General features: G+C 67.2%; 19 protein-coding genes and 1 tRNA gene. 18 read left to right on the plus strand and 2 right to left on the minus strand.

The genetic code is table 11. The annotated features are described in order from the left end of the window. The first annotated feature begins 1 nt into the window (after position 1). The 6 genes from uraH to DV704_RS06095 are packed head-to-tail and all read left to right on the plus strand — an operon-like array spanning position 2 to position 6,034. The gene (uraH, locus tag DV704_RS06070; RefSeq protein WP_114798689.1) at positions 2–358 is read left to right on the plus strand and encodes a hydroxyisourate hydrolase; all 357 of its coding nucleotides are present in this window, start codon (positions 2–4) and stop codon (positions 356–358) included. Positions 359–361: 3 nt separating this feature from the next. Continuing rightward, positions 362–1,591, plus strand: coding sequence for an allantoate amidohydrolase (locus DV704_RS06075; protein ID WP_114798690.1), 1,230 nt, complete (start codon positions 362–364; stop codon positions 1,589–1,591). Beyond that, entirely contained in the window at positions 1,579–2,916 is a 1,338-nt protein-coding gene (locus DV704_RS06080; RefSeq protein ID WP_114798691.1) for an allantoinase, read from the plus strand. The genes DV704_RS06075 and DV704_RS06080 overlap by 13 nt, the downstream gene beginning before the upstream one ends. Beyond that, the gene (allE, locus tag DV704_RS06085) at positions 2,913–3,659 is read left to right on the plus strand and encodes a (S)-ureidoglycine aminohydrolase (protein ID WP_114798692.1); all 747 of its coding nucleotides are present in this window, start codon (positions 2,913–2,915) and stop codon (positions 3,657–3,659) included. Before DV704_RS06080 ends, allE begins: the two co-directional genes overlap by 4 nt. Positions 3,660–3,683: 24 nt before the next feature. After that, complete coding sequence (locus tag DV704_RS06090; protein WP_114798693.1) at positions 3,684–4,967, plus strand: M20 family metallo-hydrolase; 1,284 nt, start codon at positions 3,684–3,686, stop codon at positions 4,965–4,967. Beyond that, the gene (locus tag DV704_RS06095; RefSeq protein WP_114798694.1) at positions 4,967–6,034 is read left to right on the plus strand and encodes a DUF815 domain-containing protein; all 1,068 of its coding nucleotides are present in this window, start codon (positions 4,967–4,969) and stop codon (positions 6,032–6,034) included. Before DV704_RS06090 ends, DV704_RS06095 begins: the two co-directional genes overlap by 1 nt. Here the strand turns inward: DV704_RS06095 and DV704_RS06100 are convergent. Then, positions 6,031–7,683, minus strand: a complete 1,653-nt coding sequence (locus DV704_RS06100; RefSeq protein ID WP_114798695.1) for a bifunctional UDP-sugar hydrolase/5'-nucleotidase — start codon at positions 7,681–7,683, stop codon at positions 6,031–6,033. The two genes, DV704_RS06095 and DV704_RS06100, sit on opposite strands and share 4 nt — an antisense overlap. Positions 7,684–7,744: 61 nt before the next feature. Continuing rightward, complete coding sequence (locus DV704_RS06105; RefSeq protein ID WP_114798696.1) at positions 7,745–8,911, minus strand: M20 family metallopeptidase; 1,167 nt, start codon at positions 8,909–8,911, stop codon at positions 7,745–7,747. Between the two features lie 102 nt (positions 8,912–9,013). Here DV704_RS06105 and DV704_RS06110 point away from each other — a divergent pair, with 102 nt between their 5' ends. The 12 genes from DV704_RS06110 to cas6e all read left to right on the plus strand — a co-directional run bounded on the left by DV704_RS06110 (position 9,014) and on the right by cas6e (position 22,391). Next, positions 9,014–10,693: a long-chain fatty acid--CoA ligase gene (locus DV704_RS06110; protein WP_114798697.1), complete on the plus strand. Its 1,680-nt coding sequence runs from the start codon at positions 9,014–9,016 to the stop codon at positions 10,691–10,693. Between the two features lie 61 nt (positions 10,694–10,754). Next, a tRNA-Arg gene (locus DV704_RS06115) sits at positions 10,755–10,830 on the plus strand. Positions 10,831–11,206: 376 nt separating this feature from the next. Beyond that, the gene (locus DV704_RS06120) at positions 11,207–11,515 is read left to right on the plus strand and encodes a hypothetical protein (protein ID WP_158539609.1); all 309 of its coding nucleotides are present in this window, start codon (positions 11,207–11,209) and stop codon (positions 11,513–11,515) included. 78 nt (positions 11,516–11,593) lie between these two features. Beyond that, positions 11,594–12,187, plus strand: coding sequence for a hypothetical protein (locus DV704_RS06125; RefSeq protein ID WP_147279588.1), 594 nt, complete (start codon positions 11,594–11,596; stop codon positions 12,185–12,187). Between the two features lie 231 nt (positions 12,188–12,418). Then, entirely contained in the window at positions 12,419–14,056 is a 1,638-nt protein-coding gene (locus tag DV704_RS06130) for a helix-turn-helix domain-containing protein (RefSeq protein ID WP_114798700.1), read from the plus strand. A gap of 119 nt (positions 14,057–14,175) precedes the next feature. Beyond that, positions 14,176–15,165 (plus strand): YafY family protein, encoded by a 990-nt coding sequence (locus DV704_RS06135; RefSeq protein ID WP_114798701.1) that lies wholly within the window; start codon positions 14,176–14,178, stop codon positions 15,163–15,165. Positions 15,166–15,191: 26 nt separating this feature from the next. Further along, positions 15,192–17,951: a CRISPR-associated helicase Cas3' gene (gene cas3 / locus DV704_RS06140; RefSeq protein WP_369911008.1), complete on the plus strand. Its 2,760-nt coding sequence runs from the start codon at positions 15,192–15,194 to the stop codon at positions 17,949–17,951. Between the two features lie 58 nt (positions 17,952–18,009). Further along, complete coding sequence (gene casA / locus DV704_RS06145) at positions 18,010–19,449, plus strand: type I-E CRISPR-associated protein Cse1/CasA (RefSeq protein ID WP_199489951.1); 1,440 nt, start codon at positions 18,010–18,012, stop codon at positions 19,447–19,449. Positions 19,450–19,461: 12 nt separating this feature from the next. Then, entirely contained in the window at positions 19,462–19,971 is a 510-nt protein-coding gene (gene casB / locus DV704_RS06150; protein ID WP_114798704.1) for a type I-E CRISPR-associated protein Cse2/CasB, read from the plus strand. Continuing rightward, positions 19,968–21,107, plus strand: a complete 1,140-nt coding sequence (cas7e, locus tag DV704_RS06155; RefSeq protein WP_114798705.1) for a type I-E CRISPR-associated protein Cas7/Cse4/CasC — start codon at positions 19,968–19,970, stop codon at positions 21,105–21,107. The genes casB and cas7e overlap by 4 nt, the downstream gene beginning before the upstream one ends. A 14-nt stretch (positions 21,108–21,121) precedes the next feature. Continuing rightward, a complete protein-coding gene (gene cas5e, locus DV704_RS06160; RefSeq protein WP_114798706.1) occupies positions 21,122–21,781 on the plus strand; it encodes a type I-E CRISPR-associated protein Cas5/CasD in 660 nt (219 codons plus the stop codon). After that, positions 21,771–22,391, plus strand: coding sequence for a type I-E CRISPR-associated protein Cas6/Cse3/CasE (gene cas6e / locus DV704_RS06165; RefSeq protein ID WP_114798707.1), 621 nt, complete (start codon positions 21,771–21,773; stop codon positions 22,389–22,391). The genes cas5e and cas6e overlap by 11 nt, the downstream gene beginning before the upstream one ends. Positions 22,392–22,394: the final 3 nt, after the last annotated feature.

A 22,394-nucleotide genomic window follows, 5' to 3' on the forward strand; every position in this document is an offset into this window, starting at 1 on the left:
TATGGCCAGGCTCACCACCCACGTGCTCGACACCACCCACGGCCGCCCCGCAGAGGGCATGCGGCTCGAGCTCTACCGCCTTTCCCCCTCGGGTGAGCGCGCGCTGCTCACCGCCGCCACCACCAACCCCGACGGCCGCACCGACCAGCCCCTGCTGGCGGGCGAAAGCCTGCCGGTAGGCATCTACGAGCTGGTCTTCTATGTGGCCGACTACTTCCGGGCCCGGGGCCTGGCCCTGCCCGAACCCCCCTTTTTGGGGGAGGTGGTGATCCGCTTCGGTCTGGCCGAGCCCAAAGGGCACTACCACGTGCCCTTGCTGGTCTCGCCCTTCGGCTACAGCACCTACCGGGGGAGCTGAAGCATGGCCCATCCCGAGGCCCTGGCGCAGAAAGTCCTCGAGCGCTGCCGCACCCTGGCCCAGTTTTCCGAGGAGGAGGGCCGCCTCACGCGCACCTTCCTCTCCCCGCCGGTGCGGGCCGTGCACCAGGCCCTGAGGGGCTGGATGGAGGCCCTGGGCATGGCGGTGCGGGTGGACGCGTTGGGCAACCTGATTGGACGCTACCCGGGCCCGCACCCGGAGGCCCCCCTCTTCCTGCTGGGCTCGCACATCGACACCGTGCGCGACGCAGGGCCTTACGACGGGGTGTTGGGGGTCCTGCTGGCGCTGGCCCTGGTGGAGGGGCTGGAGGGCCGGAGACTGCCCCTGGCCCTGGAGGTCATCGCCTTCTCCGAGGAGGAGGGGGTGCGCTTTGGGGTGCCCTTCCTGGGCAGCCGGGCCGTGGCCGGCCAGTTCCCGGCCGGGCTGCTGGCCCTGAAGGACGCGGAGGGCCGGACGGTGGCGGAGGCCATACGGGCCTTCGGCCTGGACCCCGGGGCCATCCCTCAGGCCGCCTACCCCCCGGGCCGGGTGAGGGGTTACCTGGAGTTCCACATCGAGCAGGGGCCGGTGCTGGAGACGCTGGGCTGCCCTTTGGGGGTGGTGGAGGCCATCGCGGGCCAGAGCCGGCTCGAGCTGGCCTTCCAGGGCCAGGCCAACCACGCCGGCACCACCCCTATGGCCCTGCGCAAGGACGCCCTGGCCGGGGCGGCCGAGTGGATGGGCCTGGTGGAGCGCGAGGCCCAGGCCACGCCCGGCCTGGTGGCCACGGTGGGGAGCATCGCCGCCCTGCCGGGGGTGGCCAACGTAATCCCCGGCGAGGTGCGCCTCAGCCTGGACGTGCGCCACGCCCAGGACCCGGTGCGCACCCAGGCCGTGGCCCGCCTGCTAAGGCACGCCCAGCAGGTGGCGGAGCGGCGGGGGCTCGGGCTCGAGCACCGCACCCTGCACGAGCAGCCCGCCGTGCCCACCGACCCTGCGCTCAGCGAAGCCCTGGCCCGGGCCGTGGCCGCCTCGGGCTACCCGGTCCACCGCATGGTCTCGGGGGCCGGGCACGATGCCATGGTGATGGCCTCGCTCTGCCCCACCGCCCTCCTCTTCCTGCGCAGCCCGGGGGGGCTCTCGCACCACCCCGGGGAGTCGGTCCACCTGGAGGACGTGGAGGCGGCCGTAAGGGTGGGGCTATCCTTCCTGGGGGGCTTATGCTCGACCTGATCGTACGCGGCGGCACCCTGGTCACCCCCCAGGGCCTACGGCGGGCCGAACTGGGCGTGCTGGATGGGAAGATCGTTCGGATTGAGCCCGAGATTGCCGAAAAAAGCCGGCGGGAGCTCTCGGCCACGGGGCTCTACCTCTTCCCCGGCCTCATCGACGTGCACGTGCACTTCAACGAGCCTGGCCGGGCCCACTGGGAGGGCATCGCCAGCGGCAGCGCAGCCCTGGCCAGAGGGGGGGGTACGCTCTTCTTCGACATGCCCCTCAACTCGCTGCCCTGCACCCTGGACGGCCCTTCCTTCGACCAGAAGCTCTCGGCCATGCGGGCTTCCGCCTGTACCGACTTCGCCCTGTGGGGGGGGCTGACCCCCAAGAACCTGGACCGCCTGGAGGAGCTGGCCGGGCGGGGGGTAATCGGCTTCAAGGCCTTCATGTGCGACTCGGGCCTGCCCGAGTTCCCCCCCTGCGACGACGGCAGCCTGTACGAGGGCATGCGAATTGCGGCCCGGCTGGGCCTGGTGGTGGCGGTGCACGCCGAATCGGAGGGGCTTACCGCCCACCTTACCCGCAGGATGCGGGAAAGGGGGCGCGGCTGGCGGGAGTACGCGGCTTCGAGGCCGGTCCTTAGCGAGCTTGAAGCCATCCAGCGAGCTCTTTTGCTGGCACAGGAGACCGGCTGCAAGCTCCACATCGTGCACATCAGCTCGGGGACCGGGGTGGCCCTGGCCGCCGAGGCCAGGGCGCGGGGGGTGGATGTGAGCCTCGAGACCTGCCCCCACTACCTGGCCTTCACCGAGGAGGACCTGGAGCGGCTGGGCGCGGTGGGCAAGTGCGCCCCCCCGCTTCGAAGCGGGTCGGAGCAGGACCGGCTCTGGCAGGAGGTGCTGGGGGGCTCGGTGGACATCATCGCCTCCGACCACTCCCCAAGCCCCCCCGAGCTCAAGCAGGGCCCCGACTTCTTCGCGGCCTGGGGCGGGATCGCAGGGGTGCAGTCCACCCTGGCGGTGATGCTCACCCAGGGCTGGCAGCAGCGGGGGCTGGCGCTGGAACGGGTCGCGGCCCTGCTGGCCCAAAACCCCGCGCGCCGCTTTGGGCTCAGGGACAAGGGAGGGCTCGAGCCGGGCAAGGACGCCGACTTCACCCTGGTGGACCTGGGGCAGGAGCACACCCTCGCCCCCGAGGAGCTGGCCTACCGCCACCCCATCTCGCCCTACCTGGGCCGGCGCTTCCGCGGGGTGGTCCGGGGCACCTGGCTGCGGGGCGAGCCGGTCTTCCTCGAGGGTAAAATAACCAGGCCGAGCGAGGTTCGCCTGCAGACGCCATGAGCCTGACCGGTTTCACCCGCGCCCGCGTGGCCGCCAACCACGCCCTGCTCACCCCCGATACCTTCATCCGGGCTCCCCTGCCCGGCTGGACAGGGGCCCTCTGCATCGTGCACATCTCCCCAGAGCTGGGGGCCCGCTTCAAGATGTACACGGTGGAGATGCCGCCCGGAAGCACGGGCGAGATGAGCATTCTGGACATCGAGCGCTTCATCTACGTGACCGCAGGCCAGGTGGGGCTCGAGGTAAACGGGGCCCGGCACACCCTGCCCCCCCACGGCTACGCCTACCTCCCGGCCAACCTACCCCACCGCCTCAGCGCCCAAAGCGAGAGCCGGCTGGTGGTCTTCGAGAAGCCCTACCGGGCTCTGGCCGGGGCCGAGCCGCCGGGCGTGGTGGTGGGGCTTGAGCCCGAGGTGCCCGGCCAACCCCTGATGGGGGATGAGGCCCTAGAGGTGCGGCTCCTGCTGCCGGACCACCCCTCCTTCGACCTGGCGGTGAACACCATGACCTTCGCCCCCGGGGCCCACCTGCCCATGGTGGAAACCCATGTGATGGAGCACGGCCTCCTGTTCCTGGAGGGCGGGGGGGTCTACCGCCTGGGCGACCACTGGTACCCCGTGCAGGCCGGGGACGTGATCTGGATGGCCTCCTACTGCCCGCAGTGGTTCGGGGCCCTGGGCAAGAGCCCGAGCAAGTACCTGATATACAAGGACGTGAACCGGCACTCGCTGGGGCCCTTGTAGGAACGCGCTAGGATAAGTTCCAGTATGAAGCCCCAGGTACAAAGCGAGCGCATTGTGCAGGAGCTCGAGCGCCTGGCTGAGTTCTCCACCACCCCCAAACCCGCCATCACCCGGGTTCTCTTCACCCCACCCGACCTGGAGGCCCGGGCCTACCTGAAGGAACTTTGCGCCGAGGCCGGCCTCCTCATACGGGAGGATGGCCTGGGCAACCTCTTCGCCCGCTGGACGGGCAGCGCCCCGGAGCTGCCCGCCGTGGCCACCGGTTCCCACATCGACGCCATCCCCTACGCCGGCATGTACGACGGCACGGTGGGGGTGCTGGGGGGGCTCGAGGCCATCCGGGCCCTGCAACGGGCTGGTTTTCAGCCCCGCCGCTCCATTGAGCTCGTCGTCTTCACCGCCGAGGAGCCCACCCGCTTCGGCATAGGCTGCCTGGGCAGCCGGGCGCTGGCGGGCGCGCTGAGCCCTGAGGCCCTGCACCTGCTCAAGGACTCGGAGGGCCGCAGCCTGGAGGAGGTGCGCCAGGAGGCCGGCTACACAGAGCCCTTAGAGGAGGTACGGCTCCCCGAAGGCTACTACTCGGCCTTTGTGGAGCTCCACATCGAGCAGGGCCCTGTGCTGGAGCAGGAGGGGGTGCCCCTGGGCATCGTGACCGCCATCGCCGCCCCGGCCTCGCTGCGGGTGACGCTGGAGGGGGAGGGGGGCCACGCGGGCACCGTGCTGATGCCCGACCGCCGCGACGCGCTGTGCGCCGCTGCTGAGATCATCCTGGGGGTGGAGGCCTTCGCCCGTGGCAGCGGCAGCATCAACACCGTGGCCACCACGGGCTCCTGCGAGGTCTACCCCAACGCCGTCAACAGCGTGCCCAGCCGGGTCGTCCTGGGCATCGATGTGCGCGACGTGGAGCAGGCCCGGCGCGACCAGGTGGTGCGCAACATCTTCCAGGGAATAGAGCAGGTCTGCACCCGCCGGGGCATCCGCTACAACGTGGAGGTCATCAACGTGGACCCCCCGACCAAGTCCAGCTCTGAGGTGCTCAGGGCCCTGGTGGAGGCCTGCAGCGAGAGCGCGGTGCGCTTCAAGCTGATGGTGAGCCGGGCCTACCACGACGCCCTGTTCATGGCCCGCATCGCCCCCACCGCCATGCTCTTCGTCCCCTGCCGGGGCGGGGTGAGCCACCGCCCGGATGAGTACGCCGCCCCCGAGGACATCGCCCGGGGGGTGGAGGTGCTGGCCCGGGCCCTGGCCAAACTCTCCTACGCCGAGGAAAAAAGCCCCAAGGACGAGCCCCTCACCCTAAACGACTGATGCAGCTCTTTCCTGCCCTCCGCGAAACCCCCCTGGCCGAGCTCTTCCAGGCCCACCTGCCCGCCGGAGAGCCCTGGGCCTGGGTGCTCTGCTGGCGCCTGCTCGAGGCCGAACCCCTAGCCCGCCGTCTCCTGACCGAGCCCCTCACCCCTGGCCTGGCCGACTGGATTGGGCAGGAGCTCGCGCGCCTGCGCCAGGAGCTGGCCCACCTCCGCCGGGAATACCCCTTCGCCGACTTCGGCCACCGGGCCCCCACCCCGGCCGAGCAGGCGGCCCTGCGGGTCTTGCTCGAAGGCAGCCCAGCCGACCTGCAAGCCCTCTACCGCACCCACGGCTACGGCGTCTACGTGCGGCACACCGCCTTCCTCTACAACCGCCACCTCGAGCCCATCCCCCACCCCGACCCGGTGCGCTTCGCCGACCTGGTGGGCTACAGCCGGCAGCTCTCCGCCCTCAGGGCCAACGTCGAGCGCTTTCTTCTGGGAAAGGGCGCGGTGCCCGTTCTTCTCTACGGCGCCCGCGGCTCGGGCAAGTCCAGCGCGGTCAAGGCCCTCCGCAGCGAGTACGCCTCTCAGGGCCTGCGGCTGGTAGAGGTTCTGCCCGACAGCCTGGAGCGGCTCCCCACCCTGCTCGCCCTCCTGGCTCCCCTTCCCTACCGCTTCGTCATCTACCTCGATGACCTGGCCTTCGCCGCCGAAGACGAGCGCTTCCACAAGCTCAAGGCCCTGCTCGAAGGCGCGGTCTACCAGCGCCCCCCCAACGTGCTGGTCGTCGCCACCTCCAACCGGCGCAACCTGGTGGAGGAGCGCTGGAGCGACCGGCCCGAGCCCGGCGCCCCTGAGCCGGCAGCCTGGGACGCCTTGCAGGACAAGCTGGCCCTGGCCGACCGCTTCGGGCTGGTGTTGACCTTCCCCCCTTTCGACCAGGGGCTTTACCTCGAGGCGGTGGCCCACATTCTGGGCCGCTCCCTGGACGAGGCCACCCGCCAGGCCGCGCTGCGCTTCGCCCTGGAGGGCCGGGGCTTCTCAGGGCGAAGCGCAAGGCACTTCGCTGCTTTGCACGGCTAGGCCCGCGCCAGCTCTACGTGGAAAGGACCCTCCCAGCGCTGGCTGCGCGGCTCGTTTAGCACGGTAATGCGGCCGCTGGCCACGCTCTCCACGGTACCCAGGTTGCGCAGGTACTCCAAAAAGCTCTCCGCGTCGCTAAAGCCGGTGTCGCTGCGGAAGCCCTTGGCATCGCGCAGGCTGGTAAAGCCGTCGCCCCCTGCGGCGATGAAGCTGTTCACCACCGTGCGGTAGGTGGCATTGGGGTCGATGGGCTGGAAGCCGCCCGGGGTGGCCACCTCCACCCGGGTCACCCGCTGGCCTGCCGGGCGGGAGAGGTCGAAGGTGTAGCGCAGGCCGGCCACCCCCGAGAGGAAGCGCCCGGCGGTCTGCTCCCACTGCGAGACCCCGTTCTCCAGCGCGGCCACGATCTCGCTCCCCTTCAGGTCGAGCACCACCAGGGTATTGCCGAAGGGCAGGACCTCGTAAACCTTGCCCACGGTGATGGGACCGGCCGGGATGGTGGCCCGCACCCCCCCGCCGTTCTGCAGGGCAATCACGGTGTTGGCCCCCCGGGTCTTCCACAGCATGGCGTCGGCGATGAGGGAGGCCAGGTTGGTCTCGCGGCGGCGCACGTTGGCCCGCTCCCCGTCCAGGGTGACGCGGGTCTGGGCCACCACCTGGGCGTTGAGGGCGGCGATGGGCATGGCGTAGACCTTGACCGCATCGGCGGTAAAAACGTCCTCGCGCAGGGGCGGGGTCACCAGGATGGGCTGGCCCTGGTAGCTGGTGAGGAGGCCCTTCTCGTCAAAGGTGAGGCGCAGCACCCCCACCACCTTGCCCCACTCCCAGGCCTGGACCACCAGCACGTCCTTGTTCTCGGGGTTCTTGACCACCGTGGGGTAGGGCCCCGCGGGCTGGAGCTCGCGGTGGGGGAACTGGCCCAGAAGGGTGTGGGAGTGCCCCCCTACGATTACCTGGCAGCCCACGATGCGCCGGGCCAGCTCGAGGTCAGCCAAATAGCCCAGGTGGGAGAGGATGATGATCTTGTTCACCCCACGGGCCAGAAGCTCGTTGATGGCGTTCTGGGCCGCCGGAACCGGGTCGGTGAAGCGAACGGTAGGGCCTGGGTTGGAGATGATGGCCGTATCGGGGGTGGTGAGGCCGATCACCCCTACCCGCTCCCCCCCCACGAACAGCACCGTGTAGGGTCGGACCTTAGCCAGCTTGGGCTCGCGCGAAACGTCGGTGTTGGCCGAGACCACTGGGAAGCGGGCCTCGTTTATGAAGCGGGCCAGGCCGTCGGGCCCTAGGTTGAACTCGTGGTTGCCCAGGGCCATCACCCGGATGCCCTCGCGGTGCATGAAGTAGCGGTCGGCCAGGCCCTGGTACTGGTTGAAGTAAAGCGTCCCCTGGAAGACATCCCCCGCGTGGAGGAAGATGGGGTTGCGCTCGGTGGCCCTGAGCCGGTCGAAAAGCGCCACCCGCCGCGCCACCCCGCCCATGGGGGTGGCCTGGCCGCTCAGGGTCACGTTGACCGGCTCGATGCGGGCGTGGGTGTCGTTGACATGCACGATGGTCAGGGCGAAGCTGCCCCCCGTCTGGGCCCGGCCCAGCCCCGCCAGGGCTGCTCCGCTGGCCAGGCCCGCTTTGAGTACGTCTCTTCGGCGCATAGCTTCCTCCTAAACTCCGAGCACATTTTATTTCCCTGGGTCAAGTAAGCATCAAGCCGGCCTAGCGCAAAAAGTCATGCACCGTCCTCACCAAAAGCTCCACCCCCAGCGGAAGCGCCTGCTCATCGATCCAGAAGCCTGGGTGGTGGTGGGGGCGGTTCTGCGCAGGGTCGGGGCTGCCCGCCCCCAACCAGAAGTAGACCCCCGGGCGGCGTTGCAAAAACTCGGCCATATCGTCCCCGCCCATCACCGGCTGGGCTTCCCGCAGCCTCTCCTCCCCCACCACCTCCCTGGCCACCGCCCGGAAGCGCTCCACCAGGGCCGCATCGTTCACCACCGCAGGCGAGCCGGGGCGCCACTCCACCCGGGCCTCCCCCCCCATGGCCCGGGCCACGCCCTCCGAGAGGGCCTCGATTCTGCGCATCAGCCGCTCCCGCAGCGAGGAATCGAAGGTGCGCAGGGTGCCCCGCAGGGTGGCGGTCTCCGGGATGATGTTGTGGGCCCCCTCCCCTGCTGTCACGGTGGCCACGGTGACCACCGCGGCCCCCAGGGGGTCGGTCTCCCGGCTGACCAGGCTCTGCAGGGCTACGATGATCTGGGCCGCCATCAAAACGGTGTCCACCCCCTGGTGGGGCATGGCCGCGTGGGTTCCCTTGCCCCTCAGGTGCAGGGTGAAGGCATCGGCAGCGGCCATCGAGGGCCCTGGCCGCACCGCCACCATCCCTGCGGGCAGGAGGCTATCCAGGTGAAGCCCCACCACCCGCTCCACCCCCTCGAGCACCCCCGCCTCCACCATGGGCCGGGCTCCGGCCACAATCTCCTCGGCAGGCTGGAAAACGAAGCGCACCTCGCCCGCCAGCTCCTCGCGCTGCTGGACCAGCACCGCCGCCACATGGGCGGCGATGGCGGCGTGGGCGTCGTGCCCGCAGGCGTGCATGACCCCAGGGACCCTGGAGCTGTAGGCCACGCCGGACTCTTCCTGGATGGGCAGCGCATCGATGTCGGCCCTTACCAGCACGGTCCTGCCGGGCCTGGCCCCCCTGAGCCGGGCCACCACCCCGGTCTGGGCTACCCCTCGGGTGACCTCGAGGCCCAGCCCCTCCAAAAACTCGGCCAGCTTCCCGCTGGTGCGCACCTCCTGGAAGGCCAGCTCGGGATGCTGGTGAAAGTCGCGCCGCATGGCGATAAGGCTTGGCGTGAGCGAAGCGATGGTTGCCTTCAGGTCCATGGCCCCCAGTCAAACACCAGGCGCGCTGCGGGTCAACCGGGCTCCCGACTTGAACCAAGTACAAATTTTGTTAAACTTGGAGCAAACGATAAGGAGTTCTCTATGAGCAAACCCTGGCTGAAACACTACGATAAAGGCGTACCTGCCGATGTAGAGGTGCCGGAGATTCCCCTTTGGAAAATCCTGGAGGCAAGCGCCCAGAAATACCCCGACAATGTCGCCCTGGAGTTCCTGGGCTACACCCTGGGCTACCGCGGCCTCTGGGAGTCGGTCCTGAAGTTTGCTGGGGCGCTGAGGGCAGCAGGGGTGCAGCCGGGCGACCGGGTAGCGATTATGCTGCCCAACTCCCCCCAATTCGTCATCGCCTTCTACGGCACCCTGGTGGCCGGGGGGGTCTGCGTGAACGTAAACCCCCTCTACACCCCGCGCGAGCTGCGCCACCAGCTTTCGGACGCCGGGGCCGAGACCCTGGTAATCCTGGACATGCTCTGGCCTCGCTACGCCGAGATAGAGCACGAGGTGCCGGTTAAGCGGGTCTACACCACCGGCATCCAGGACTACCTGCCCTTCCCCAAGAACCTGCTCTTCCCCCTCAAGGCCCGCCGGGAAAAGCGCTGGGTCAACCTACCCGCCCACCCCAAACGGCTGGACTTCAAAAAGGCCCTCCGAGCCGCCAGCCCCCTGGCCGAGCCCCACCCAGCCAGGCCCGATGACCTGGCCCTGCTGCAGTACACCGGGGGCACCACTGGGGTGGCCAAAGGGGCTATGCTCACCCACCGCAACCTGGTGGCCAACACCTACCAGAGCATGGCCTGGGGCGGGGATGAGGTGAAGGAGCTCGAGGGCAAGGGGGTGATGCTGGGGGCCATCCCCTTCTTCCACGTCTACGGCATGACCGTGGCCATGAACTACGGCCTGGCCGCGGGCTACAAAATCGTGCTGCTGCCCCGCCCCGAGGTCAAGCCCTGCATCGAGGCCATCGAGAAGCACGGGGTCACCCACTTCCCCGGGGTGCCCACCCTCTACATCGGCTTCATCAACTTTCCCGGCATCGAAAAACGCAAGGTGGGCTCGGTGCGCATCTGCATCTCGGGTTCGGCGGCCCTCCCGGTGGAGGTGGCCAAAAAATTCGAGGAGCTCACAGGGGGCAAGCTGGTGGAGGGCTACGGTCTGACCGAGGCCGCCCCCTGCACCCACTGCAACCCCCTTTTCGGGGAGCGCAAGATGGGCAGCATCGGCATCCCCATGCCCGGTGTGGATGCCAAGATTCTGGACGAAAACCTCAACGAGCTGCCCCCGGGCGAGGTGGGCGAGCTGGCCGTGCGGGGGCCCAACGTAATGCTCGGTTACTGGCAGCGCCCAGAGGAGACCCAGAAGACCATCAAAATCGACTGGCTCCTCACCGGCGACATGGCCCGTATGGATGAAGACGGCTACTTCTACATCGTAGACCGCAAGAAGGACATGATCATCGCCGGGGGCTACAACATCTACCCGCGGGAGGTGGAGGAGGTGCTCTTCGCCCACCCCGGGGTGGCCGAGGCCGCGGTGGTGGGGGTGCCCGATGCCTACAGAGGGGAGACGGTGGCGGCCTTTGTGGTGCCCAAGCCCGGGGTAAACCTCACCGTGGAGGAGCTGGACCGCCACTGCCGCGCCAACCTTGCAGCCTACAAGGTACCGCGCATCTACGAGTTCAGAAGCGAGCTGCCCAAGAGCGCGGTGGGCAAGGTGCTCCGGCGGGAGCTGCGCGAAGCGGCGCTGAAGCAGAGCGTGGGCCGCTAGGCCTGTTTGACAAAGGCGCCGCGGGGTCACTTAAACTGTTCGCGGACCTTCGGGTCTGCCTGCGCCCGTAGCTCAGCGGATAGAGCAGCCGCCTTCTAAGCGGTAGGTCGGGGGTTCGAATCCTCCCGGGCGCGCCACTGTTGGCCAGAAGGAAGCTCCTGTAGGTGTGGCGGTTGCCCGCGTTCCCGGGGAACACCCCGAAGAGCGGGTGCGTTTGCAGGTCTTGCCTGTGGCCGGGTCGTGGCCCACGGTGATCTGGGCTATCCAGCCCTTCCTCTCCAAAGAAGACCGTGCCGGTTCCCCTGGTGGAGCGCTTGGCCATCCTCCTCCTCCCGCGCCTTCTCATTATGGCCCCCTGCCCTCCTTCTATTGCCTCCCGCTTGAGGGTCTGCTACCCTGAGGCCATGCCGTTCAAGCGAATACCCCTCGAGGCCTGAAGCGTTTTTCTGAGGCGCTTTGGGGAGGGGAATGCGGCCCCAGCAGGGGGCAGGGCGTGGTTTTGGGAGGTGCGTGGTGGGCATCCCTTGGTACTCTCACCGTTCCCGTTTTTGGGAGTTGGGCTGTTCTAGGACCCTGTCATGGCTTTGGAGCCTCTGGGGCTTCTACAAGGACCTTCACGAGAAGCCCCTCGAGGAGGGGGAGACCCAGGAGTCGCGGAACGAGGACCTTCTGGTCTTCTGGTGCGATGACTGGCTTGACCTCTCCAACCTCTTGGAAGCGGCTTGGCGAAAGGGGTGCGGGTGGGGGAGCGTGCGCCGCTTCTTCGAGGAGGCCCTGACCTACCCGCCCTTCCTCCGGGGCGTGGAGTATTGGCCCGACTGAATGGAGGCCTTCCTCCTCCACGCGGAGGCCTATGGGAGGAAAGTTTCCCCTGGTGCCCGCGCTAACCTGCTGGTGCACATGGGCAAGCGGGCCCCCCGGGTCGTTCCCCTGCGTACCCAGGATTGGCTGGAGCTCCCTCCTCCCTTGCCCCGCATTCCTGACCTCGAGGCGTTCTGGAAGGAGCTGGCAAAGGCCCCCCTCCTGGAGGCGGAGTTGGACTTCTACGGGGGCTTGGCCACCCTCTTGGCCCTCTACCTCTACCCGGAGGGGGCAGAGGGGTCCCTGGCTTTGGCCCGAGAGGTGGCCGGAAGGCGGTGGCCTTGGCCCTTACCCCAGAGCTTTCGCACCTGGCTTGAAGGGGAAGGCCGCCTCCTCTACCCCTACCACCCCCTCCTGGTGGCCCGAAGGCGGGCCGCCTTCGTCTGGGAGTACCTGGCCCACGCCAATCTGGACTGGGCTCCTTGGGAGCGCCCCTTTCAGGACCTCCTTCCGCCCCTCAGGATGGCGGCCAGGACACACCCCCGGGAAGCAGGGGAGGTGGCCCGCTACCTCCTGGCCCGGGGGAAGGAGGTGAAGGCGAGGTTTCTGAGGGAGGGCAAGGAGGCGCACCTGGCCCTGCTGGAGCACCTTTTGGAGCCCTTTATCCCCCTGGCCCCCCTCGAGGGCAGTTAGCCTTGGCCCCGTCCCCCGGGGGTTCGAATCCTCCCGGGCGCCCCACCGAATACAGGACTTTCCGCGACAGGTTCTGTCGCGCTAGGGCCGCAAACTGGCCCGCGTGAAGCCCGTTGTACGCCTGCTCTTGGCCGCGGCGGGGGGTCTTATCTTAGGCCTGTTTTTTGGTTTCAGCCCGCTGGAGGCATTCGATGGGCCCAAGTGCTGTCCTGGGAGCTAATATAGCGAGGGATGCGCCTGGGCCGCACCGAGGAGATTCGCCTTAGCCTGGAGGCCCTCCTGGAAAACCATCCCGACAGGGTGGTCCCTTTCCTGGAAGGCCTGTTGCGAAGCTGTAAAAACTACGAGGACGCCGTGCGGGTGGCCAGGGAGGGCTTCGCTGTCCTACCCCCTGCCTTCCTTGAGGCGCACCCCCGCGCTAGCGTGCTTTACGCCCAGGCGCTGAACCAGGCCCGGATGCATTCCGAGCTGCTCGAGCTGACCCGAACCCCCCACCCCGCCCTTTCTCCTCCCGAGCGGGCCCAGTTCATGCTGTACCGAAGCTGGGCCCTCCTCCAGGTCCAGCGCTACGAGGAGGCCCTGGGGCTGCTGGAAGAGATACGGGGCGACCTTGAGCCCAGCCACCTGGGCCTGTGGCTGCGCTACCGGGCGAGTGCGCTGGCCCGCTTGAACCGGCCGGGCTGGCAGCAGGGCTTTGAGGCGGCCAGAGCCCATCTCCAAGGAGCTTCCCTGGGCCGATGCCTGATCGAGTGGGCCTACCACCTCCACCAGGAGGGCCACCTCGCCCAGGCCCGCAGCCTCTGGGCCGAGGCGCTGGCCTACCTGGAGGCAGACCCTTACTACCAGGCCTGGGCCCACCACAGCCTGGGCATCACCGTGCTGCACAGCCGGCCTGAGGAGGCCGAGCACCACCTGCTGCAGGCGGTGGAGCTCAGCCGGCGCAAGGAGGCCGCAGCCTTCCGGGCCCGAGCCCTGTGCGGCCTGGCCGCTACGCGGCGGGTGATGGGCGAGTGGGAGCGGGCCCTGCACAGCTACCGGGCCGCCGCCAAGGCCGCCTCCGAGGCCGACGACCGCCGGGAGGCCCACTGGGGCATGGGCTTCACACTGCGCCTCATGAAGCGGCCCAGCGAAGCCCTGGCCCAGTTCTGGCAGGCCCACGCGGCTGAACCTGCCGATTACCTCTATGTGGACATCGCCCTCGCCCACCTGATGCTGGGCGACCTGGAAAGTGCCGAGGTCGCTCTGGGCCAGGCCCGCCAAATCGACCGGAAAAGCGCCATGAAAGCCCTTCTGGCCCGGGCCGAGCTGGCCCGCCAAAAGGGCCAGCCCAAAACTCTGGCCGCTCTGCTGGGCGAAATTGACTGGCAGCAACCGTGGATTCGGGAAGAAAAGCCCTGTCTGGAAGCCCTGTTCACCCTGGCCGAACAGCAGGGGTATCTGGAACCCCAAGAGCCCCGAAAAGAAGCCCTGGTGGTGGAGGTGCAGGCGAGCGGGGTGCTGCAGGTCCGGGTGAACGGCCGGGAGGTTCCCCTGAGTCCCACCAGCCGGGCCGCTGAGATCCTGGTGCTGCTGCTGGAGCACGGAGGCGAGAGCACTTTGGATGCGCTGATGGACCACCTCTTCCCCGAGGAGACCGACCGCCAGAAGGCCCGCCGGGCCATCTGGCCCCACCTCGGGCGGCTCCGGGAGGCGCTCGGCTGGGCGCAGAGCGTGGAGGCCCGGGGAGGCACCTACCGCCTCGACCCCCGGGCCCAGTGGATCTACGACCTGCACGACCCCCAGGTGAGGCGGCGTGGAAAATTTCTGGAGGGCATCTTCTCCAACTGGGTCCAGGAGCGCCGCGAAGAACTCCTCTGCGAGCTGGAGTAACGGGCTCGAGGCTCCCTTTGTTGAGCCAGGGTTTGGCAAGTTATCTGCAAGCAAAAAGCGGTCCGAGCAGCTTTCGACGACCTGTAGACGGGCCAGGCCTAAACTAGAGCCCGTCGAATATGCTCCGCAAAAGCGCCCACCACCAAAAGGCCCAGCACCTGCTGGAGGCCCGCGAACTCCTGCTGGTCCGGCCCTACACGGCCCTCGAGCTGGCCCGGTTGCTTGGGGTTAACAAGCGCACCGCCTTGCGCTACATCGAAGAGCTCGGTGCGATAGAGGTAATGCGGGATGGGCGCTCGCCCCGCTACCAGCTTATGCAGAAGGAGGAGCTGAGCCCGGTGGAGGCCCTGGTCACCCACAGCGCCCTGCGGCTCCTCTACCACCACACCCCCGGCTACGAGCCCACCTACCTCTCAGCGCTGAACAAGCTGGCCCGGCGGCTGCCCATGCCCGTCCAGGAGCTGGCCCTCAAGAGCACCCAGGACCTCCAGCACCGCAGTCTGGCCTACCAGGACCAGGGGCTGGCCATGGCCAGGGTGGCCGAGGCCTGGTTCAAGCAGCAGCTCCTCGAGTTCGACTACCTGAAACCGGGCGGCTCGGGGCGGCCCCGGAAAAACCTCATCGAGGTCTACTTCCTCGAGGTCTCCCGCACCAACCTGGGTATGTATGTCATAGGCTACGAACGCAACCACCACAAGGCCCTGCGCACCTACAAGCTGAGCCGGATGCGCCGGCTGCGGCTGGTGGGAGAGCCCGGAGCCTATACCATCCCCAAGGACTTCGACCCCCGGGCTTATCTGTCGAATGCCTGGGGGGTGGTGGGCAGCAGTGGGGGCCAGCCGGTAGAGGTACGCCTCCTGTTCCGCCCCGAAGCCGCCTACCGCATCGAGGAAGGGGGTTATCCCAACCTGCGCATCCACCACAAGCACCCCGACGGCCGGCTAGAGGTGGTGATTACCGCGGGCACCGACAGCCAGAACTTCCCCCTGGAGCTCCTCTCCTGGGTGCAGAGCTGGGGGGCCCGGGTAGAGGTGCTGGAGCCGGAAAACCTGCGCCAAAGATGGCTGCAGGAGGCCCAGCAGATTGCCGCCCTTCGCGACAAGATTTGACGCGCTAAGAAGGTTATATGGAGCCTATGGAAAACCTAGCCATAGCCCTCTGGGCCAAAAGCGGGGACCCCTACCACCCCCTCCTGGCCCACATGCTGGACACGGCCGCGGTGGCCCTGGCCATCCTGGAGCGGGAACCCGAGCGCACGCGACACCTTTATGCCCAGGACTGGGGCCTACCGGAAGAGGAGGCCAAGAGGCTGGCGGCTTTCCTTGCCGGCCTTCACGACCTGGGCAAGGCCAGCCCCGTCTTCCAGGCGGCCTGGCCCGAAGGGGCAAAGAGGCTTAAGGCCCAGGGCCTCACCTGGGACGAGGAACTGGTAAAGGAAAGCTGGGTGGCCCACGGGGTGTTCACCGAGCTCTACCTGAAGGAAGTGCTCAAGAAGCTGGGCTTCTCCCGCAGGGCCGCCAGGCAAATCGCCCAAGGCCTGGGGGCCCACCACGGCTTCCAGGCCCAAGCCAACGAGCTTGACAAAGGCAGGGACCACGTGGCCTGCGAACCAGAAGGCTGGGATGAGGTCCGGCGCTTCCTGGTGGAGCGCCTTCACCAAGCCCTAGGCACCCCCTGCCAGAAGCTCCCCTCGGACCACAACCCCTCCCCCGCAGCCATCCTGCGGGTCATGGCCTTGGCCTCCTTCGCCGACTGGATTGCCTCAGACGCCAGCTTCTTCCCCTACGCTAACCGGCCCCACCCCCTAAGCTGGGATTACTGGAAGGAAGCCCTAGACCGGGCCAGGAAGGCCTTGGACGCCCTTCCCTGGCCCTCTCCCGTGCCATCATCCCCCAAAACCTTCCAGGAACTTTTTCCTTTCCCCCCCAACCCCCTCCAGCGGAAGGTGTCTGAACTTTTGGAGGGCGTTCAGGAGCCAGTGTTGCTCCTGGTGGAGGCCCCCATGGGCCTGGGCAAGACGGAAGCTGCCCTCTTCGCCTACCACCTCCTGCAAGGCCGGCTTGCGCACCGGGGCCTCTACGTGGCCCTGCCCACCCAGGCCACGGCCAACGGCCTCTTCCCCCGGGTGAAGGGGTTTTTAGAGAAGTTGGGAACCCAAGCCCCCCTGGACCTACAGCTCCAGCACGGGGCCGCCCCCCTGAACCCGGCCTATGAGGCGCTTCTGGAGCGGGCCCGGCCCCAGCAGGTATACGAGGAAGAGGGGGCCGTGGTGGCCTCCGCCTGGTTCTCCGCCAAAAAGCGGGCCATGCTCTCGGGGCACGGGGTGGGCACCCTGGACCAGGCCCTTTTGGGGGTGCTCAAGGTCAAGCACCACTTCATCCGCCTCTGGGGCCTCATGAACCGGGTGGTGGTGCTGGACGAGGTGCACGCCTACGACACCTACACCTCGGGCCTCCTCAAGGCCCTCCTCCGCTGGCTCCGCGCCCTGGGTTCCAGCGTGGTGCTCATGACCGCTACCTTGCCCAAGGCCAAGCGCAAGGAGCTCCTGGCCGCCTGGGGGGTGGCGGAAACCGGCCTTCCCCCTTATCCCCGGGCGGCGGCCTTCTCAGAAGGGAGGCTTCTTGGGGCCTGTGGGCTACCCCCAGAAAGCTCCAAGGCGCTCCGTATAGAAGCCGCTCCGGTGAAACCCTCTTCCCTGGCGGAAGCCCTGAAGGGCGGCCTCCCCGGAGCCCTGGGAGCCATCGTGAACACCGTGGACCGGGCCCAGGCCCTCTACCAGGCCCTGGGGGAAGGAAAGAGGCTCACCCTGGCCGAACTCCTAGACCACCTGGGCCAGGGGCCCGAGGAAGGTCCCTGGCAGGACCTCCATGCCCTGCGGGAGGAAAAGGGGGAGGCCATAGTGGGCAAGCGCCTAGAAGACGGCACCCTGGTCTTCCTCCTCCACGCCCGCTTCCCCGCCGAGGAGCGGGCCCTGAGGGAAGGGGTGGCCCTGGCCCTCTTTGGCAAGCACGGGCCCAGGCCAGAGCGGGCCATCCTGGTGGCCACCCAGGTGGCGGAGCAGAGCCTGGACCTGGACTTTGACCTGCTCTACACCGACCTGGCCCCCATAGACCTCCTCTTCCAGCGGGCAGGCCGGCTCCACCGCCACCCCCGGGCAAGACCAGGGCATCTCCAGGAAGCCTGCCTGCTGGTGGGCGGCCTGGAAGGGGAACCCGAGTTTGGGGGGGAGCTCCACTGGAACCGGGTCTATGAGGACTACGTTCTCCTCTCCACCTGGCTTTCCCTGGGGGAAAGGAAGATGCTGGAGGTGCCGAAGGACCTCGAGGGCCTCCTGGAGGAGGTCTATGGCCGAAGCCCCCAAGACTTCCCCCAAAACTTGCAAAAGCGCGCCCAGGAAGCCCATAAGAGGCTGGCAGAACGCCAGCAAGGGGAGGAGAAAACCGCAAAAAACCTGGCGCTGTGGGAGCTGGAAGGGCTCCTCAGCCAGACCGAGGCCTCTGACCTACCGGTTGCATTCCGCCTAGACGACGAGGCCGAGGACGAGCGCACCCAGCGCTTCCTCACCCGCCTGGGGGACCCCAGCGTGGCCGTGGTGCCCCTCTACAAGGTAGGGGATGGCCATTTCCTTGACCCCTACGGCCGGCACCCCGCCAGGCTCAAAGGGGAGCTTTCCAAGGAGGAGGTGCTGGCCCTCTGGCGGCGTGCGGTGCGGCTTTCCCGCCCTCCCATCCCCAAGGTGCTCCTAGAAAAGGAGCCACCCTCCGCCTGGCGCAAAAGCGGCCTCCTGCGGGGCTTGCGGCCTCTGGAGGTGGGTCAATTCTTCCCTCTGAAGGAAGGGGGCACCCTTGGGGTGGAGCTGGACCCGGAGCTAGGGGTGGTGTACAGGCGGGGTTAAATCCGTCAGGGGTTGTCGGCTTAGGGTGCTACCCTGCGAGGAAAAGGAGGTGGAGCGCTTGGCCAAGTTTAACCTGCTAGAGGAACCCTGGATCCCGGTGCTGGAGGGGGGCCAGGTACGGGAGGTGAGCCTCCGAGAGGCGTTGTTCAGGGCCACTTCCATAGAGCGCATAGAAACCCCCTCCCCCCTGGAGGAGGCGGCCCTGCACCGCCTTTTGCTGGCTGTCCTCTACCGCGCGGCACCGCCAAGGGACCTGGACGAGGCCCTGGACCTCCTGGGAAAGGGCGGATTTGACCGAGGGGGACTAGACGCCTACCTGAACACCCACCAGGACCGCTTTTTCCTCTTCCACGACACCACCCCCTTCCTGCAAATCGCAGACCTTCCCGACCAGGACCCTCTCCCTTGGAGCAAGCTTCTTCCCGAGCTTTCCAACGGCAACAACCCCACCCTCTTTGACCACACCCTGAACAGCAACCCGCCCACCGCCTCCTACGCCCAGGCGGCCCGGGCCCTGGTGGTGCACCAGACCTTTGCCCCAGGAGAGTCGTTGTGGCGCCTGGATGTGCCTGCGGCCAAGGACGCCCCCCTGGCCCGGCCCGCGGCTTTCCTGGTCACCGGGAGAAACCTTTTTGAAACCCTGGTGCTGAACCTGGTGCCCCAAAGGGACCCGGGAAAGCCCATCTGGGAACAACCCCCCCTATGCACCAAAGATGTGGAGGGCTACGCCACCCAATGGCCTCTGGAGGGCGCCGCCCGGGTCTACACCTGGCCTGCCCGGGGGGTGCGGCTTCTGGACCAGGGGAATGGCGTGCGCTTTATGGCCTACGGGCCTGGGGTCATGCCCCAAGACGTGGGTTGGCGGGACCCCATGGTGGCCTACCGCCAGAAAAACAAGACCGGGCAGATCCTCACCTTGCGCCTCAGCATGGAAAAGAGCTTCTGGCGCGACTTCGGCGCCATGCTGCCCGGGGCTGGGGGAAGCTGGCCCGCGGCGCTTTCCCACGCCGCCCAGGTGGCCACGGAGGTGAAGCTTATACCCAGTATCCGGGTCCTGGGTCAGGTCTCAGGCCTGGCCAAGATGCTGGACATCCGGCGGGAGGTCTACCCCCTGCCCCCCGGTCTCATTTCCCCCAAGGGAGAAGCCCTTCTGCAGAGGGCTTTGGAGCTGGCGGAAGAACTGGGCCAGCGGCTCCAAACCGCCGCGTGGCGTCTGGCCCAGGAGGTTCTGGGCACCGACGACCGACGCCAGCTTCAGGCTTTCAGGAACTCCCTTCCCCTCCTGCGCCTTTACTGGGCCGAGCTGGACGGGAGTTTTCCCCGGTTCCTCGAGGCCCTGAACCACCCCGGGGCCATGGACCTTTGGCGGGAAGAACTCAAGAAGGCCGCCCGCCGCGCCTGGGAAGAAACCCGCCGCTCCCTGGGCACCCAGGCCCGGCACCTCAAGGCCCTGGTCCGGGGGGAAGAAACCCTAGGGGCTGCTCTGGCAGCGCTATGAGGAGGTGGGAAGGTGAGGGGAAAAGCGTTTTTGGATTGGCTGGAAAAACTCAAGGAGCAGAAGGCCTGGACGCCTGCTCGGGCCGCCCTAAAGCGTAGCCTGGCCTTTGACCCAGGTGCCTATCCCCCGGCCATGCCCTATGTGGAGCCCTTTGTGCAGAAGGAAAAAGAGGAAGAGGATTGGAAACGAGAAGCCCACTACTTGGTGGCGGCCCTCTATGCCCTGAAGGAAGGGAAGCACCAGGAGGGGCGTACCCTGGCCCGCGCCCTGCGGGAGGCCATGGAGGCCCGGGGCTCAGACAGCCTGGAGCGGCGCTTCCAAGCCCTGCTAGATGCCGACCGGGACCAACTGGCCTTCCGTTTGCGGCAGGCGGTGGGCCTGGTGGAGGGGAGCCTGGACTTCGCCAGGCTCCTGGAAGACCTTCTGGATTGGTTCCAGCCAGAGCGCAGGGTACAGGCCCGTTGGGCCAAAGAGTTCTACGGCAAGGAAAGCGTAGAGGAGGAAAAGGAGGTGGTGGCATGAAGCTTGTGGAAGTGCACGTAATCCAGACCGTGGCCCCCAGCAACCTGAACCGGGACGACACGGGAAGCCCCAAGGACGCCCTCTTTGGCGGGTACCGCCGGGCCCGCATCTCCAGCCAGGCCCAGAAGCGGGCGGTGCGGGTGGCTTTTAGAGATGGACTCGTTGGGCAGTTTAGCCCCACTGACCTAGCTGTAAGGACCCAAAGGTTGATAAGAGAAAGCCTCGTGCCGATTTTGAAAAGCCGAGGAATAACGGAGGACGATGCACTCATAGCCTCGAAGAAGCTTTTGGAGGTGTTGAAAAAGAAGGATGGTTCCTTCTTCAAGAAGGACGAGCCAGAGCAAACTTCGTACCTGCTTTTCGTAGGCAATGTAGAAGTAGAGAAATTGGCTGATCTTGTTCAGCGTGAGCTCGCAGTGCTTCTGAGGGATGCCCTTTCAGACAAGACAAAGAAGCAGTTGTTTAATGACTTGGAAGGTATTCTGAACGGAGGCAAGGCCGTAGATCTGGCCCTCTTTGGCCGCATGCTGGCCGACCGGCCCGAGCTGGGGGTGGACGCCGCCGCCCAGGTGGCCCACGCCATCTCCACCCACAAGGTGGACCGGGAGTTTGACTTCTACACCGCTGTGGACGACCTCAACCCCAAGGAGGAAACCGGGGCGGGGATGATGGGGGATGTGGAGTTCTACTCCGCCACCCTGTACCGCTACGCCGTGGTGAACCTGGAGAAGCTCCTGGAAAACCTCCAAGGGGACAAAGACCTGGCCCTCAAGGGCACCCTGGCCTTCCTGGAAGCCTTCGCCCTCACCCTGCCCACCGGCAAGCAAAACAGCTTTGCTGCCCACAACCCCCCCCTCTTCCTGGCCTTCCGCGCCGGGAAGGGCCTGCCCCGGAACCTGGCCACGGCCTTTGAGCGCCCCATCCGCCCCCAGGAGGACAAACCCCTTTCCGCCCTTTCGGTGGAGGCCTTGGTCAAGGAGTGGGAGAAGTTTGACCGGGTCTTTGGCCCCCTGAAGCCTGAGTGGAAGGGGGCCCTGAACCTCACGGAAGGGAATACGGGCAGCCTGAAAGTGGTGGAGAGCCTGGCTGACCTCAAAGCGGACGTAGAAAAGGCCCTGCAAGACCTATTAGGGTAAGGAGGAGGCAATGTATGCCTACCCTTCTCCTTAGACTCCAGGGTCCCATGCAGTCCTGGGGCACCCGGAGCCGCTTTGACTACCGGGATACCTGGCCCTACCCCACCAAGAGCGGGGTCTTGGGGCTTTTGGCCGCCGCCTTGGGCCGGGACCGCAAGGAAGACATCTCCGACCTGGCCGCCCTGCGCATGGGGGTGCGGGTGGACCGGAGGGGCGTGCTCAAGGTGGATTACCAGACCGCCCAGGGGGTCCTGAACTCAGAACAGAGCAAAACCCGAGACGTGCAGAGCTGGCGGTACTACCTTTCGGACGCTGCCTTCCTGGTGGGCCTGGAAGGGGACGCGGGTCTGCTGAAAGGGGCCCACCAGGCGCTCCTCAACCCCAGGTTTGCCCTTTACCTGGGGCGCAAGGGGTACGCGCCCAGCCCACCCCCCTACCTCCCCGATGGCCTGCGGGAAGAACCCCTGGAAATAGCCCTCCGCGCCTACCCCTACCTGTTCCCCCAAAGGCCCAAGGAGGACCTGCTTCTGGTCCTCGAGGCGGAGCAAGGCCGCCTGGTGTACGACCAGCCCATTGCCCCCTTCGCCGAGCGGCGCTTTGGGGCCAGGTACGTGGAGGAAAAACTCCTTGGCAAGGAGGAGGTTCCCCTCAGGGAGGAAGCCCATGTGGGTTAGCAAGCTGGTGCTCAACCTGCGCTCCAAAGCCGCCCGCAGGGACCTGGCCAACCCCTACCAGATGCACCGCACCCTCTCCAAAGCGGTGTCCCAGGCCCTAAAGGAGGGGAAGGAGCGGCTCCTTTGGCGCCTCGAGCCCACCCGGGGCCTGGAAGCCCCCGTGGTCCTGGTCCAGACCCTCACCGAGCCCGACTGGAGCGTTCTGGAAAAGGACTACGCCGAGGTCTTTCCCCCTAAGCCCTTCAACCCCGTTTTGCAGGAAGGCCAGGTGTTGCGCTTCCGCCTCCGCGCCAACCCCAGCAAGCGGGCCAAAGACCGGGGGGAAAGGGTGGCCCTCAAGACGCCCGCGGAGAAAATCTCCTGGCTTGAGCGCAAGCTGGCGGAAGGGGGCTTCCGCCTCCACACGAACGAGGAAGAAGGGCCCATGGTTCGCATCCTCCAAGATAACTTTCTGGAAGTGCGCAAGTCTGGCCACCTCATTCAGGTGCAGGCGGTGCTCTTTGAAGGCACGCTGAAAGTGGTGAACCCAGAGGAGGCCCTCCAGGCCCTCTCCAGGGGCATCGGGCCCGGAAAGGCCCTGGGGCTTGGCCTGCTTTCCCTCAGGCCGTAGGAG

Origin of the sequence: Meiothermus sp. QL-1 (assembly GCF_003351145.1) — a bacterium.
Lineage (GTDB): Bacteria > Deinococcota > Deinococci > Deinococcales > Thermaceae > Meiothermus.